Raw genomic sequence first — 13,558 nt, forward strand, 5'->3', positions numbered from 1 at the left:
TCGTGTCAATCACTCCAACACATCTCGACTCCGTCACAGGCGTCTATCACCTCCCTGCCGCTCACCAAGGCCAGGCCCTCCCTCTCGGCTATAGCCTTAGCCTTCTCAAGGCTCAGCGAGGGGCCGCGGTCAAGCATCTCTGCAAAAACCGTGGTAGGCTCAAGCCCGGCGAGCGCCGTGAGCGCTATGCTTAGCTCCGTGTGCCCCCTTCTGGCCTTGAGGCCCCTTGAAGCGAGCAGGGGCACGTGGCCCGGCGCCTGGAACTCATTTAGGAACTTCCTCCTTGCCCCCTCCCTATCGCCCTTCAGGAAGGCCTTAACCACCTCATAGAGCTCCCTGACCGTTGTCGACCTGTCTATGTCGCTTATGCCTGTCCTGACGGACGTGTGGTTGACCCATATCGTGAACGCCGGCCTGTCGCCGTAGAAGAGTCTCCTCTCAGTCAGGGGCCTGAGGGCCGGGACCGACGCTATCAGCTCGTCGCCCCAGGGGACGCCTAGGTAGCTCACTATGGACCAGCGTGTCGCGAAGCATATCAGGCCCCCGGCCCTTGCCCTCAGCGCATATATGGCCTCTGGCGTAACGGCAGACGCGTGAAATACCATGTCAACCTCCGACTCCCTTGACTCTGAGTCGTAAAGTAGGACAGGCATGCCGCTCTTGAGTGCGCTTATAGCTTCATCCACGCCCACGCTCGGCCACCAGCGAGAGAGCTAGGGCCAGGAGGGAGATTATTAATAGAGCGTACGGCGTCTCCAGCCTCGCCCTTTGGGAAGTCAAGCCGCTGCTAATTGACATGGGTGGGGGCAAGCCGCTCGCTGTGCCCTCAGCAGCGCCAGGGGCGCCGCCCATTATAATGTCAAGGTACCAGCCGCTTCCGCTCACTGTGATTGAGAGCCACGAAGTGTTAGTAAAGTACGTCAACAGCTGATACTCGGGCGTGCTGCCGTAAAATGCCAGCTCCTCGCCGCAGCTGGCGTTGCTTTCATGAAACACAGAGCTAAGCCCAGGAACCTCCGTCAGGTTAACGTAGGTGGGCCCCTGCCACATGCCCCTGGGGGAAGCGCCGGAGCCGTTAACGCATAGCACAACGTTAGCCGTCCAGGCCCTCAGGAGGGCCGAGTATTCAGGGGTCGCGTTGATAAGCTCAAACGAGGTGTTTGATATAATTATAAGGACGTTCCCGTGGCTCAGGGGGTAAATAGATGCCCTAGAGGGGCCTCCAGTTATGTTAACCAGGGTCACGCTGACCCCGTTGACCGCCAGGCGCCCAACGCCAGGGCCCGGGAGGGCCAGCGTCCCGTTGGTCAGCCCCGCGGAGAGGTTGCCTATGAACAGGGCAATCGCCGCTGCGGAGAGGAGCAACAGCGACGCCAACGGCCTCAAGTCAGGGCACCGCTAGTGCCATTGACTATCATGTGCAGGGCAGTTCTGTTAGTCAGCGCCTGCACCAGTGACCCCACTACAAGGGTCACGCTGGACTCCATAATGGCAGCCACCACCAAAAGCAGCACCGAGAGCACCAGCAGGGAGAACGCCAAGGCATAGGTTCTCCCTATGCCACGCTTAAAGAACAGTACCATGGAGGACGCGACGAGGCTGAAAGCGGGTATCTCTATGACGCCGTGTGGAGCGAGGAAGTAGAATATTGCCAGGGCGTTGCCGTGCAATGGAAGGGTGTAGACGCTCACAAAGCCCACGAGCCCTCCGTTAAGCACTATTACGAAGATTGGGAAGACTATTGTGATCAGCAGTGCGTAGTCTATAATGTCCGTGAGGGAGTTCTTCGCGAATATAATGCCTGGGAGCGCCGCATAGAAATATGGACCACTGGTGTTAGCAAAGCTTGCAATGCTCCTTATGGACTGCGTCTCGTTAAGCAGGTACTGACCGGGGTAGCCGCTCACTATCTTATTGTAAAACGTCGCCACGAGCATTGCAACGACGCCGAAAAGAACTATGAACGCGTACCAGGCCCGCCTGTACAGGCTGTCCTGTGCTATCTCGTCAACAGCGTCATCAAGAAACCCCATCTCTATCACCTCCATCATCAACTAGAACCACGCAGTCCCTATCTATATGAGGCGCTATAGCGAGAAGCGTGTTTGACGTGGTCTTAACATACTTCCACTCCCTGCAGAGCCTCACGCAGTCCTCGGGGTCAGCGCACTGCATGAACTTTACTTTAAAGCCTACCTCTTCCAACCGCGCCCTCTTACTCTTTCCAGCTCCAGCAGTTAAATGAACTGTTTCAGCGTGCCGGCCTAGCGCGGCGATGTTCTTGGGTACTGACAGGACGTGAGACCTTAGGTTGCGCCCAGCCGCTGCAAGGTAAAATCAATATAAGTGTCGCCTCAGCCCCTGTGATATGGAGAACCCCGTGGTGAAGCGCCACGAAAGGAAGGACAAGCGCAGCAAGGTCTGAGGCCTTGATGAACACCTGGAATGAGATAACTAGCGCGTGGGACTCCGGCGAGCAGGTGAGCAGGGAAAGGGCCATAGAGCTGCTCAAGGCTGAGTACTCGAAGCTAAAGGTGAGCCCCATAAAGGGCTCAGCCGAGCCTAAGGACCTTTATGACAAGGAGCTCACCAGCCTCTACGTGATAGGCAAGTATGGTATGGGGCTTGACTCGCAGTACCCTGAGCAGTTCGACTCCCTATTCAACCTGGAAGTGAAGCTTGAGCAAGCAGCGTCACTGCTAACATCAGGCGACCCCTCGGCAAGAGTGAAGGTGACGGCCCTCCTTGGAGGCCTTGATGGAAACCTGGTCGCCAGGATGCTGAGGATAGGCCTTACAAAGGTCTACTTAGGCTACGCCGACGACTCATACATGAAGGAGCTAAGCGACGCCATAACTGGGGCCTTCCCAGAGATGGCTGATGACGTCAACAGGTTCCTCAAGTTCTACTCCGCGTTCAAGGTAGCCATGGCTATAGAGCAGGGCTCCGTGAGGGACCGGATGACCAAGGAGGCCATGAAGGAGGCCGTCGCCATCCAGCTCGGGAGGGGAAAGGCCACGCTGCCAAGCGACCTCTACATAGTTAAAATAGCGAGGGACGTCTTCAAGGTGCCGGGGAAGGTCCTCTGGCAGGTCTTTGGGAGTATAGCGGAAAAGGTCAGGGAGGGTAGGTAGGTTAAATCCTCAACCCGAAGGCCTGTCTGATCATCTCCCTGACTATGGTCAGCCTCTGTATTTCGTTCGTCCCCTCGTATATAGTTGTTATTATGGCGTCGCGCAGGTACCGCTCGACGCCAGTCTCAAAGTCGACGCCGTAGCCTCCGTGTATCTGAACAGCCTGCCTCGCTATCCACTCAGCGGACTCCGTGGCGAAAGTCTTAGCTATGCTGGCGGCTATAGCGTACTCCGACCTGCCCTCGTCAGCTAGGCTCGCAGCCCAGTATGTGAGAAGCCTTGACGCCTCAAGCCTTATGTACATGTCGGCCAGCTTCTCAACTATCATTTCAAAGTTTATCATGTTCTGGCCAAAGAGCTCCCTCTGAAGGGCGTAATTGACCGCTTTCTCAAAGGTAGCCTGGGCTATCCCTACAGCCTGAGCCGCTATGCCTATCCTTGTATGATCATAGGTAGTCACCACGACCTTGAAGCCCTCGTTCTCCTTTCCAACAACGTTCTCGGCGGGTACCTTGACGTTGTCAAGTACAACCTCATATGGCTGCTCCCCCCTCATGCCTATCACTCTGAACTGCTGCCCTATCTTGACGCCCGGCCAGTCCCTCTCGACCACAAACGTAGTTATGCCCCACCACCTCTTGCCCTCCTGTGGCGGGTTTGTCCTTGCTGAGACCAGGAGGTAGTCGGCCTCGCCAGCGGCGCTTATGAAGACCTTCCTCCCAGTGATTATGTAATGGTCATTCTCTTTGACCGCCCTTGACTGGATGCCGGCCACGTCACTGCCGCCGCTTGGCTCCGTGTTCGCATGAGCTCCTCTTTTTTCGCCCCTAGCTATGGGCGTCACGTACCTCTTCTTCAGGTCCTCGGCGCCGAACTCAAGGACAGGAACTGCAAACAAGTGATTGACCCCTATTGCAACTGCCAGGCTTGGCACGGCCCTGGCTATCTCTTCCATGGCTATAGCTGTTATGAGCTGCCCCCCTCCCTGGCCGCCGTACTCCTCGGGTATGCCAATGCCCGTTATGCCCTGCTCGGCGAGACCCTTGAGTATCTCAGGCGGTATTCTGTTGCTCTCCTCTATCTCCCTCCACCTCGGCATGATATCCTTCTCAACAAACTCGCGCACGGACTTCCTGAAGAGCTCGTGTTCCTGGGTCAGGTTTACCTTAAAGTCCTCAATACTCTTGAATGGGAACACCATCCAGGTCCCACTCTAGAGGGCTAAGGGGAAAATTTATATTAGAAAGCTTGGCGCGCTCATTGTCCGCCCTACATGGTGCCTTTAAACGAGCCCTGGCTACGGCAGACCAGGGCTGAGCTTTACTTAATGACAGTTTCAACCTAACTGAACTACCAGCGCCCCAGCTATCACGGCAGCCGAGGCTATAGCCTCAAGCGGCGTTGGGACCTCCCTAAACATCACGGCAGTGGAAAGAATAGCAACTATAGGCGTCAGCATGGATATAGAGCCCGCCCTGACGCCCCCAAGCGCCTTAACGCCGTAGAACCACGAGAACCAGCCGACGGCCTGTATAACCACTACAATGTAAGCTATCAGTGCCGCCGAGAGGGGCGTGAGCTTCAAGTACATCCCCAGGGGCCAAAAGGCGAGCACTAATGGCGTTGAGGAGAGCGACATGAAGGCCGTGGCGGCCACAAGGTCCAAACCTTCAGGGACCACGCGCTTCTCATAGTAAAGCGTGCCCGCTGACCACAGTACGCCGCCCAGGAGACCTATGAGGATTCCAATGTTAAGCTTAGCAGCGTCGGCAAACACTAAAAGCGCTATGCCAGCCATGCCAACCCCCACGCCTGAGTACTGGCGCCCGCTCACCCTCCTGCCCATGACGAAGGGCGTGGCCAGGGCTGTGAACAGGGGTTGCGTGTATATCATCACTGCGGCGAGCGACGGGTTGGACGACAGAGCTATTGCGAGGTTCAGCAGGACCAGGAAGGCACCTATGTTTATGAGGCCTGCTATGAAGACCTTAAGGTTAGCCGCGAGCCTCCTAGCTATGGCTGCCAGCACTGCGCCTCCTATTAAGGTCCTGAGGGCGGCCAGGGCCACAGGGGACACGTACCTCTCGGCTACACCTATTATAGGATAGGCCGTTCCCCACACCAAGATCGCGAGGGCCAGCGAGACGTAGCCAAGCCTACGGGACGTCACGCGCGGTCCTAGCCCAGGGAGCCTCCAGCTTCGCTTTTAAGCAGCCCTGAGATAAGTCAGGTGGGTTAAGGAGCGTTGAAGGTACTCACTATAAGGGCCGAGAGGGGGAAGATCATAAAGAGCGAGGTGGTCGATGGGGACCTGAAGGATCTCGTCAAGAGGAAAGCCCAGGAGGCCATGAACGAGTGGGACCCTGAGACCAGTGACTTCATAGTACTTAAGGACAACAGGGAGCTTGAGCTACCCCTCCCCCTCAAGCCTGAGCTCGTGGACCTTTTCAGGAGCATTGGCAACATCTCAAGGACCAAGGATAAGGCGATAGGCTCCTTCCCCGTCTACACCATAAGCTTTGAGAACAGAATGCTAAGCGAAGATAAGTACGTCGAATACAAGATCTACCTCCTCGCGCCTTACATAAACGACGACGTTAAGACCGAGCTGGAGGCTGAAGCCCAGGACATCACCACCGAGAAGGAGGGTCCTGAGGGCATCGAGGAGGAGGGCGAGGAAGAGGAGAAGGAGAGTTGACAGGCATTGAGAAGGACCTCGTGGGCCTCGGCGAGGCAGTGGTCACTCTGTTCATAGTGCTTGACCCGTTCACAGTTGTGCCGTTCTACGTGAGCGCTGCTGAGAAGCTGCCGCCTGAGAGGAGGGGCGGCTTCCTCAACACGTTGATATACTCGGCGGTCTTCATGCTCCTGGCGTTCATAGTTATCGGCGACTACCTGTTTGAGCTGCTAGGCGTCACGCTTAAGGACTTCAGGATAGCGGCGGGTCTCATACTTCTCGTGTACGCCATATCGAGCCTCTTTGACATAGAGATAGGCGCCCCCAGCAGCTCCGAGTCCGTGGAGAGGCAGGCCATAGTGCCGCTGGCGACTCCCCTGCTGGCAGGGCCGGGCAGCATATCAACGGCCCTCTACTTCAGGTACATCTACGGCTACCCTATAGCTATAGGGAGCGTCCTCATTAACGCAGCGCTGGCGTACGTGATCCTCTACTTTGGCGAGAGGCTCATGAGGCTCCTGGGCAAGCACGGGGCCCTTCTGATAGACAAGTTCATGAGCCTGGTGCTGGCAGGGTTCGCTGTGAGCCTCATAAGGGCCTCGCTCTGAGGCCTGCCACTGGACTTCTGGAATGCGCCTCAGCCGGGGACAGCGTCCTCATCAGCTCAGTCCTATCGACATCCTCATCGGCGTTAAGCTACAGGCCCTCTGCAACACAGGCCCTGATCATCGGTACTCACGCTTGCAGCGCTCTTCATCGGGCCACTCTGACGCTTTGTCTCCTAACGTTTATAAAATCTAGACTTCAATAACAAGCACGTGGTGGGCCAGGTGTATAAGAAGATACTTGTTGGTTATGACGGCAGCGAGGGCGGCGAGAAGGCGCTTAACAGGGCTCTCGAGCTTGCCAAGAGCTTCAACAGCGAGCTCTGCCTCCTGACAGTTATACCGCCCAGCTCCATGGCCTTTGGGGAGATAGTTGTCCCTGACGCCATCAACCTGTCACTGATAATAGAGTCCTCGAGGAAGAAGCTTGCTGACCTCTCGTCAAAGCTGAGCGCCGAGGGCTATAAGGTCAGGTTTGAGGTCCTCACTGGGGACCCTGGTGATACCATAGTGAGCTATGCCGAGGTCAACGGCTGTGACCTCATAGTCCTTGGCAGAAGGAGGCTCTCGAGGCTTGAGAGGCTCGTGCTCGGCAGCGTCACCAGCAAGGTCGCTGGCAAGTCCACTAAGGCCGACGTGCTGGTCGTCCCCTAGGCAGCATGACCAGCATAGCAGAGGAGGCAACTGCGAACGCAGCGAACATCCACATGGTGGAGTAGATCGGCGTCAGGCCAAGGAACCCCCTGCCCTGCAGCAGCAGGCCGCCTATGAGGGCCCCCACGGCGCCGCCGACGGTGTTCCCCACGCCCCACACGAGCGAGTTCGCCTGAGCCCTCACGCTGGGGTCCACGACCTCTGAGACATAGCCTAGGAGCACCGGGAACCCGCTGAGGGCGAAGAAGCTGTAGAGGCCCAGAAGGACAGTCATCATGACGACGCCGCGCGCCAGCAGGAAGACCACGTAGAGCAGCGTCGACGCCAGCGTAGTAATTATGACGACGCTCCTTCCCCCGAGCCTGGTCACCAGCCAGCCAAAGATGGGCTGGCCAACCACCGCCGTTGCGTAGGACACCGTTATTATTACGCCCATGAACACCTTCGACCTGACTATGTCAACCACGTAGGTTGGCGCGTACGTCATGACGCCATTCATAAACATGGCCCTCACGAAGACCATAGCCGTCAGCGGCACCAGCAGAAAGCTGTACCTGGAGAGCCTTGAAAATGAGCTGGAGGCGCTCTCGTGAAGGGCAGGCATCTTGACGTCGTGGAGGCCGGCCTGTATTATGAGAGCTAGAACTACCACATAGGCAGCTATGAGGGACAGGGCCTCACTGCCCCCAAGGTAGGCGACGGCAAGAACCATTACCGTGGGGAAGATGGCCCTCCCCACGCTGCCAAGGGAGCCGTTTATGCCAAGCGCCCTGCCAGCCTGGCCCTCGTAGCTGTGCTGTAGTATGGCGCCGCCCAGCGGGTGGTAGAAGGAGAGCCCGAGGCCTAGGAGGACTGAGCCTAGGCCTATGAGCGCCAGCCTGGCGACCCCGCCGTAAATGAATGTGGCCGCGAAGGCTGCCAAGGAGCTCGCTATTAGGGCGAAGCCGACGGTCATGAGCGTCACGTGCCTGCCCGTCCTGTCAGCAGCGTTGCTGACAAGGGGACTGGCCAGGCCTGAGGCAAGGTTCACGAGAGCTGCCATGCCGCCTAGGAACGCCGCCGGCACGTGCATGTCTATGTAGTACGTTATGAGGATTGACACAGTCACCAGGAAGCTGTCGTTTAGGAAGTGGGCAAGCGACGTGAACAGCAGCATCCTGCCCCTGCTGTCCATACTTTGACACCTGCGGTCTCACGGCGTCCTACAGATAAAAATTTACCTTATGAAGATAGCGCCGCCCCTGGGAGCTTTTAAGCGGCCGCTGGCTGGAAACTTTTAAGTATTGCAAGGCGATGCTAGTCCTAGGGGCGCTCCTCTGTGTCCCTGACAGCTGTTATACTTGCTGGCGGCGAGGGGACGAGGTTCAGGCCCTACACGGACCTGATACCGAAGCCTATGATACCACTAGGACCTGAGGAGAAGCCGGTCGCTGACCACATCGTGAGCACCCTCATCAAGGGCGGCGCCACTCACGTAGTCTTCCTTGTTGGCTACAAGTGGAAATACGTGAGGAACTACTTCGGCTACGGCGACAGGTTTGGCATAAAGATAGACTACAGCGTAGACGACGAGACCTACAAGAACACCGGCGGGTCCCTCCTAAAGGCTTACAAGCAACACCTGCTGGACAGCGACCCCGTGGTCGTGTGGTACGGTGACATACTGGCGCCCCTCAATGCCAGCGAGCTAGCTAAGGAGCACGCGAAGCTGGGGGCCGACGCGCTCCTAGTTGTTGCCAACGCCTACCAGGTACCCGTGGGCGTCGCCGAGATCAACGAGAGCGGTGATATTGTTGACCTAAAGGAGAAGCCGTGGGTCAACATGAAGGTGACCATAGGGGTGCTGACGCTGAGGCCCAGCCTGCTCGAGGAGTACGAGGGCAAGCTGGGGACCTCCTTTGACATAATGGGCGACCTCGTGCCAGAGATGATAAGGTCAGGGAAGAAGGTCAAGGCCTACATATATGACGGCCCCTGGATAGACGTCGGCAGCCTGGAGAGGTATAAGAAGATAGACGAGTCCCTGCTGAGGCACATCACGCTCTCCTAATGACCCTGACTGTGCCGGCGCCGTCAAGCTCAACAACGTCCCCGTCCCTAACCTTGGAGAGGGCCTCCTCGGGCACCGAGTCTACTAGCGGCACTCCGGCCAGCACGCAGCCTGCTACTATTATTGGGTCAACCCTCGACATCACTATGGCGGCCGGGGCGACGCCGTTCACCTTTAGGGCGTAAATTATGTAGCTTCCCACTGTGCTCCCCCTGGGCCTCCTGGCGACTATCACCCTTGAGGCCGCTCTTCTCCCGTCCTGCATGACGCCGGTCCTGGGGTCAACGTCGCCGTAGAAGCTTATGGCGTCGAGGGTCAGCGCCTCCCCCGTTGCCCTGCCAGCGACGAGCTGCCTCCCCCTGAGCTCAAGCACGACGCTCAACGCCTCTCACCCAGCCTCATGGCTAGGTCCTCCATGGACTCAAGGCCAACCTTTAGGCCGCGCCTTGAGAGGTAGAAGAGCGCCTTGTAGCTGTAAGTGGCCACCCTAAGGCCCCTGGACCTTAGGCTTGACACTACGAGGCACGTGTCCCTTAATATTACCGCCCCGTACTCCCTGAGCACCTTCATGGCCTCAGCGCTCACCCTTGACTCCTCAAGCCTTGACGTGGTTATCAGCAGCCCCGGCCTGTGGGGCCTGGGCCTGAGCCTGCTGAGAAGCCTGGCAAGCTCCTCTATCTCCTCATGGGACGCGTGTGGGCAGCCGATGTAGACTATATCAACGTCGTCAAGCCTCTTCGACTCGAGCTCATCCTCTACCTCCCTGTAGTCTAGCGTCTCGACGGCCTCAAGCCTCTCCGGGGGCCTCTCAGGGGTGAGGCCGGGGACGAATACCATCGCTATGTCCCCCTCCGCCCCCACCGCGGCCCCAAGCTCCTTGAACCTCTCAGCGTCTATGGGCGCCATCAACATGGGCGGCCCCTCGGACCTGTGGAGCCTGGCCAGTAGCTCCCCCAGGGCGGCGGCCCTGGCGTAGTCCAGCCTGTAGCCGTCAGGGGCCTCAAGCCTGTAGGCCACCCTGGGCAGCCTGCCCTCCGGCGTATGCATGCCATAGTAGTACGTCCTCCCAGCTATGGCCGCCATGAGGGCCACAGGCCCCCCTTCCCTGTTGGTCCTTAGGCCTAGGACGCTGTTTGCGTAGACCACGGCGTTGGACTCGCCCCAGGCGACGCTGTCGCCGGGCCTGAGGGACCTGACAGATGGTATGTAGTAGGGCGTGCACGTCAGCGTCAGAGCCGCCCCCATGCGGAGCAGCGCAGCGGTTATCGCCCTCTGGCCCTCCTCAACCTCCCGCGGCACCGCCACCAGGTCAGAGGCCTGGGGGCTCTCCAGGTCGAACCCTACTGGGTTCACAGTGGTTGGCACTGAGAACCTGGCTCCCATTGAGGCCAGGTCCTCTATTAGCCTCCTGCCGGGCTCCCCAATGTTGTTATATGACACCCCCGAGACGTGGGCGTGCACTATCGGCTGAAGCCTCGGGGCCCCCAGGGCCTCGCCCACCTTAACTATGACCTCCAGCGCCCTGGCCCTTGCCTCGCCCTCGTCGCCCTTAAGTATCCTCTCCTCCTCCCTGGTCAGGTACATCAGTACCACCACGTGTCCATGAAGTTGTGCTCAGGCACCATGTAGAGCCTCTCAGATGAGGCCCTGCAGGCTGGCAATAATATACACCTGTCCCCCTCGCAGCCCCCTGCCGAGGAGCACCTTGCTGAGCAGCCGGAGATGCAGGCGGGCGCCTCAAAGGTGCAGCAGGACCTGCCGAAGGACCAGAGGAAGTCGTCCATTATGAACGGGTCTACGCCGGCCTCCTGGGCCACAAGCCTGTAGGCCTCCCTAACCGCGAGCCTAAGCATGACGTCCTCCTGGGGCCTGAAGGGGGCGCCAGCGGCTATGAGCTCCAGGGTCTCCCTGTCAACATCAACTATGCCAGTCCTCAGTGCCACCCTGGTCAGGTGGTTGTCAACTGGCACCTCCTTGTTCTGGGGGTCCTGAAATATCACCACCTCCCTCCTCTCTATGAACTTAGCCAGGAGGAAGGCCTTTTTCTCCACGGGGTCCTGGTAAGCCTTAAACACCTTGAGCAGGTCTATGAAGCCCTGGCCGACCCCCCTCCTAAGGTAGCCGCCTGACTCAACCACTATCCTGTAGGGGTCGCCGTCGAAGAGAGCCTTCAGCTTGACCCCCAGGTCCCTGAGCAGCTCCGCCCTGACGTGGGCGTCAGGGGGCCTGGCGCCCTCGACGCTGAGCCAGGAGAGCACGTCGTCGTCGTTCACGAGGGCCAGCCTGTCAGCCGTGAAGAAGCCTGGGTCCTCGGAGAACCTCTTTGAGCCAAGCCTGTAGAGCAGGTCAGCCCCGTGAAACCTTGAGCCCCCCACGGAGGCCTCGTACTGCCTCCTGCCCCTACTCAGCCTGTGGTCCATGGCTACCATCACCAGGAAGTAGGCCATCACGTCCCTCCTGGGCGCGTCCCTGGGCGGGTAGTACCTTGGGTCATCAAACGCGTCAGCTGGCGTCTTGGACACAGCCTTAGCTATGGCCCTGCCTAGGGCCTTTGCCCTCTCCCTGTTCACCTCGACCCTCAAGGCAGCCCGGAAACGCTGTTAAGCGCCTCCAAAGATAAGCTTAGAGGAAGAGAAGTGAGCGAGAGCTGGGAGCTGGCCGCGTCGCAGCTGCTGGAGAGGGCCAGGTCCCTCAAGGGAGACCTGAGGGAGGCGTTCATCTACCTGCTTGACAACGTCTCTGTCGGGGACCTGAGGGCAGCGCTTGACCTGAAGAGAAAGGGGCTGCAGGACCCGGTGGGGACCCTTGAGAGGCTGGTAGAGATGGGCCTTGCTGAGAAGGGGAGCGAGTGCTACAACCTGCCGTGGCCCATAAGGAAGCTCATAGCAGAGAGGGGGGTAGGGGTGGCTGAGAGGGCCCTCGGCGTGGGCCCTGGCTAGGCGCACAGCTTAGGCCTTGCAACGCTCTCAACATAGGCCCTCCTCACCCTCTCCCTCATGGACAGCGCGGCCGGGTGAACTATATGACCTCCTCCCCGCCCTAAAGGGCGAGGGTTCCCTTAGGGCGGTTCACAGGTTCCCCCCATCTGTTCGGGCTTACATCTGTCACCTGGGGGGCAGTCGGGGCAGCCAGAGGTCCCCCCATCTGGCTAAGCGCCCTCCCCTCAATGTTCAGTATAGCTATTGTGTCCCTGTCGGCCTCAAGGCCGCAGCTAGGGCACCTGAGCCTGCGATGCCCTACTTCTACAAGTTTAGCGCCGCACCTTGGACACGTCGTGGATGTGTTGGTAGGGTCAACAACGAACAGCGGCACTCCGCCCTTCTCGGCCTGCCAGTCAATCCAGAACGCCAGCCTCCTGTAGCCGAGCGCTATCAGGGCTGTCCTGTGCCCCTTCGGGAGCTCCCTTAGGCTCTCCACCAGCCCCGTGAGGTCCTCCCTGGCTACCGCCAGCTGGCCCTGCTTCGCTAGCGACACGATTATATGAGCCGTCCTCCTGGCCCAGTCCTCTATGATGTTCCTGGCCTTCCTGCGGAAGTGCCTTATCCTCCTCCTTACCCCGCTCCTCCTGCGCCAGGCGCTATACCTTGAGGGAGGAGTACTTCCCCTGAAGCCTTTCAGCGAGCCTCCTGTAGCGCAGGGCCCTCTCAACTGGCGTCTCTATCCTTTGCTCAACGCTTGAGTTGCCAACTACTATCTGCCTCTCATTTATATCAACGGCAAGCACCCCCCTTAGGGGCGTACTTTGCTGGCCTAGGCACCTGTTTAGTTATGTAGAGCGTAAACTCGCCGTCCCTAAATACAAGCCTGGCCTCCCTATTAGGGAAGTCGTCATACCTCCCGTCCCAGCCGATGACTCTGAGCCTGTAACCCCCTGCCAGCTCCATATGGTTATCCTTTATCCTGTAGCCCTGTTCATGAGTCAGCCACACGCTCAGGCGCTTAGCTGTTGGTATATCGCCCCTTTTCGGGTTCTTAAGCCAGGACCTGGCTATAGCGATGACCTCCCTGTAGCAGTCCTGGGCGACCCTGGCTGGTAGGCCGTACCTCTCCCTCAGGTCATTATACAGGAGCTTGTGGGCCTTGGTGAGGCTCAGGGCCCTGCTCGCTATTACTGCCCTTATTGAGTAGTTTAGTGCGTCTCCGTACCTCCTCATGAGGTCCAGCAAGGCCTGCTGGCTTTCGGGCTCGGGGCTAACCCTCATTTTAACACTCAGGGTTAGCTCTCCCTCACCGCCCGCAGGCATTCACTCCACCCTGTTCTTCTGAATGTCCACCTTCCTCATACAGTTGGGGCATGTGACGTAGCGAGTCTTCTTACCCTTGTACTCCCAGACGTAGCCGCAGTACGGGCACCTTAGCTTTACCACCACCTCCACCACCTCCAATAGGGAAATGAGGCCTTATAGGCTTTCCTATCCATCCCCGTCCTAAAGGGCTA

At 58.6% G+C, this 13,558-nt stretch carries 19 protein-coding genes and 1 pseudogene; 6 read left to right on the forward strand and 14 right to left on the reverse strand.

Annotated features, from left to right (window positions below; translation table 11 throughout):
* Positions 1 to 5 precede the first annotated feature (5 nt).
* The 4 genes from SE86_RS01530 to SE86_RS07880 are packed head-to-tail and all read right to left on the reverse strand — an operon-like array spanning position 6 to position 2,205.
* Positions 6 to 692, reverse strand: coding sequence for a 3,4-dihydroxy-2-butanone-4-phosphate synthase (locus SE86_RS01530; RefSeq protein WP_117353999.1), 687 nt, complete (start codon positions 690 to 692; stop codon positions 6 to 8).
* The gene (locus SE86_RS01535) at positions 679 to 1,386 is read right to left on the reverse strand and encodes a hypothetical protein (protein WP_148666737.1); all 708 of its coding nucleotides are present in this window, start codon (positions 1,384 to 1,386) and stop codon (positions 679 to 681) included. Before SE86_RS01535 ends, SE86_RS01530 begins: the two co-directional genes overlap by 14 nt.
* The gene (locus tag SE86_RS01540) at positions 1,383 to 2,033 is read right to left on the reverse strand and encodes a stage II sporulation protein M (RefSeq protein ID WP_211096639.1); all 651 of its coding nucleotides are present in this window, start codon (positions 2,031 to 2,033) and stop codon (positions 1,383 to 1,385) included. The genes SE86_RS01535 and SE86_RS01540 overlap by 4 nt, the downstream gene beginning before the upstream one ends.
* Entirely contained in the window at positions 2,020 to 2,205 is a 186-nt protein-coding gene (locus SE86_RS07880; RefSeq protein WP_148666738.1) for a hypothetical protein, read from the reverse strand. The genes SE86_RS01540 and SE86_RS07880 overlap by 14 nt, the downstream gene beginning before the upstream one ends.
* Positions 2,206 to 2,426: 221 nt before the next feature.
* Between SE86_RS07880 and SE86_RS01545 the strand changes: the two are divergent.
* Positions 2,427 to 3,134, forward strand: a pseudogene (locus SE86_RS01545) (DUF2192 domain-containing protein); the annotation flags it as partial.
* A 1-nt stretch (position 3,135) separates the two neighbouring features.
* Here SE86_RS01545 and SE86_RS01550 read toward each other — a convergent pair.
* Both SE86_RS01550 and SE86_RS01555 read right to left on the reverse strand, forming a co-directional pair.
* Complete coding sequence (locus tag SE86_RS01550; RefSeq protein ID WP_117354002.1) at positions 3,136 to 4,335, reverse strand: acyl-CoA dehydrogenase family protein; 1,200 nt, start codon at positions 4,333 to 4,335, stop codon at positions 3,136 to 3,138.
* A gap of 135 nt (positions 4,336 to 4,470) precedes the next feature.
* Positions 4,471 to 5,304, reverse strand: a complete 834-nt coding sequence (locus tag SE86_RS01555; protein WP_117354003.1) for a DMT family transporter — start codon at positions 5,302 to 5,304, stop codon at positions 4,471 to 4,473.
* A 75-nt stretch (positions 5,305 to 5,379) separates the two neighbouring features.
* On the opposite strand from SE86_RS01555, the gene SE86_RS01560 reads away from it, so the two are divergent.
* The 3 genes from SE86_RS01560 (at position 5,380) to SE86_RS01570 (ending at position 7,070) form a co-directional block, all read left to right on the forward strand.
* A complete protein-coding gene (locus SE86_RS01560; protein ID WP_117354004.1) occupies positions 5,380 to 5,832 on the forward strand; it encodes a DUF2286 domain-containing protein in 453 nt (150 codons plus the stop codon).
* On the forward strand, positions 5,829 to 6,419 hold the full coding sequence (locus SE86_RS01565; protein ID WP_211096641.1) for a MarC family protein: 591 nt from the start codon (positions 5,829 to 5,831) through the stop codon (positions 6,417 to 6,419). The genes SE86_RS01560 and SE86_RS01565 overlap by 4 nt, the downstream gene beginning before the upstream one ends.
* Before the next feature lie 222 nt (positions 6,420 to 6,641).
* Positions 6,642 to 7,070 (forward strand): universal stress protein, encoded by a 429-nt coding sequence (locus SE86_RS01570; RefSeq protein ID WP_211096642.1) that lies wholly within the window; start codon positions 6,642 to 6,644, stop codon positions 7,068 to 7,070.
* On the opposite strand, the gene SE86_RS01575 is transcribed toward SE86_RS01570, so the two are convergent.
* The gene (locus SE86_RS01575; protein WP_117354006.1) at positions 7,042 to 8,244 is read right to left on the reverse strand and encodes an MFS transporter; all 1,203 of its coding nucleotides are present in this window, start codon (positions 8,242 to 8,244) and stop codon (positions 7,042 to 7,044) included. The two genes, SE86_RS01570 and SE86_RS01575, sit on opposite strands and share 29 nt — an antisense overlap.
* Before the next feature lie 144 nt (positions 8,245 to 8,388).
* Here SE86_RS01575 and SE86_RS01580 point away from each other — a divergent pair, with 144 nt between their 5' ends.
* Positions 8,389 to 9,120, forward strand: a complete 732-nt coding sequence (locus SE86_RS01580; protein ID WP_117354007.1) for a nucleotidyltransferase family protein — start codon at positions 8,389 to 8,391, stop codon at positions 9,118 to 9,120.
* Here the strand turns inward: SE86_RS01580 and SE86_RS01585 are convergent.
* Genes SE86_RS01585 through SE86_RS01595 form a run of 3 tightly spaced genes read right to left on the reverse strand, consistent with a single transcriptional unit; the run spans position 9,107 to position 11,702 of the window.
* Positions 9,107 to 9,493: a DUF126 domain-containing protein gene (locus tag SE86_RS01585; protein WP_117355034.1), complete on the reverse strand. Its 387-nt coding sequence runs from the start codon at positions 9,491 to 9,493 to the stop codon at positions 9,107 to 9,109. The two genes, SE86_RS01580 and SE86_RS01585, sit on opposite strands and share 14 nt — an antisense overlap.
* Positions 9,494 to 9,498: 5 nt before the next feature.
* Positions 9,499 to 10,704, reverse strand: coding sequence for an aconitase X catalytic domain-containing protein (locus SE86_RS01590; RefSeq protein WP_117355035.1), 1,206 nt, complete (start codon positions 10,702 to 10,704; stop codon positions 9,499 to 9,501).
* The gene (locus tag SE86_RS01595) at positions 10,704 to 11,702 is read right to left on the reverse strand and encodes a hypothetical protein (protein WP_117354008.1); all 999 of its coding nucleotides are present in this window, start codon (positions 11,700 to 11,702) and stop codon (positions 10,704 to 10,706) included. The genes SE86_RS01590 and SE86_RS01595 overlap by 1 nt, the downstream gene beginning before the upstream one ends.
* 54 nt (positions 11,703 to 11,756) lie before the next feature.
* Between SE86_RS01595 and SE86_RS01600 the strand changes: the two genes are divergently transcribed.
* Positions 11,757 to 12,059: a hypothetical protein gene (locus SE86_RS01600; RefSeq protein WP_117354009.1), complete on the forward strand. Its 303-nt coding sequence runs from the start codon at positions 11,757 to 11,759 to the stop codon at positions 12,057 to 12,059.
* Positions 12,060 to 12,159: 100 nt separating this feature from the next.
* On the opposite strand, the gene SE86_RS08080 is transcribed toward SE86_RS01600, so the two are convergent.
* The 4 genes from SE86_RS08080 to SE86_RS08285 all read right to left on the reverse strand — a co-directional run bounded on the left by SE86_RS08080 (position 12,160) and on the right by SE86_RS08285 (position 13,490).
* Positions 12,160 to 12,594, reverse strand: coding sequence for a zinc ribbon domain-containing protein (locus SE86_RS08080; protein ID WP_236747338.1), 435 nt, complete (start codon positions 12,592 to 12,594; stop codon positions 12,160 to 12,162).
* A 103-nt stretch (positions 12,595 to 12,697) separates the two neighbouring features.
* Positions 12,698 to 12,844 carry a hypothetical protein gene (locus tag SE86_RS08085; RefSeq protein WP_211096645.1) on the reverse strand — a complete coding sequence of 49 codons (147 nt, stop codon included), beginning with the start codon at positions 12,842 to 12,844 and terminating at the stop codon, positions 12,698 to 12,700.
* Positions 12,831 to 13,364 (reverse strand): hypothetical protein, encoded by a 534-nt coding sequence (locus tag SE86_RS08090; protein WP_211096646.1) that lies wholly within the window; start codon positions 13,362 to 13,364, stop codon positions 12,831 to 12,833. Before SE86_RS08090 ends, SE86_RS08085 begins: the two co-directional genes overlap by 14 nt.
* Positions 13,365 to 13,490 (reverse strand): hypothetical protein, encoded by a 126-nt coding sequence (locus SE86_RS08285; RefSeq protein WP_257791319.1) that lies wholly within the window; start codon positions 13,488 to 13,490, stop codon positions 13,365 to 13,367.
* Positions 13,491 to 13,558 lie beyond the last annotated feature (68 nt).

This window comes from Acidilobus sp. 7A (assembly GCF_003431325.1).
Taxonomy (GTDB): Archaea; Thermoproteota; Thermoprotei_A; order Sulfolobales; family Acidilobaceae; genus Acidilobus.

Bases quoted from the DNA above. Each gene is read 5' to 3' on its own strand.
- SE86_RS01575 (WP_117354006.1), bottom strand. From the start codon at position 8,244: ATGGACAGCAGGGGCAGGATGCTGCTGTTCACGTCGCTTGCCCACTTC.
- SE86_RS01550 (WP_117354002.1), bottom strand. From the start codon at position 4,335: ATGGTGTTCCCATTCAAGAGTATTGAGGACTTTAAGGTAAACCTGACC.
- SE86_RS01540 (WP_211096639.1), bottom strand. From the start codon at position 2,033: ATGGGGTTTCTTGATGACGCTGTTGACGAGATAGCACAGGACAGCCTG.
- SE86_RS08090 (WP_211096646.1), bottom strand. From the start codon at position 13,364: ATGCCTGCGGGCGGTGAGGGAGAGCTAACCCTGAGTGTTAAAATGAGG.
- SE86_RS01590 (WP_117355035.1), bottom strand. From the start codon at position 10,704: ATGTACCTGACCAGGGAGGAGGAGAGGATACTTAAGGGCGACGAGGGC.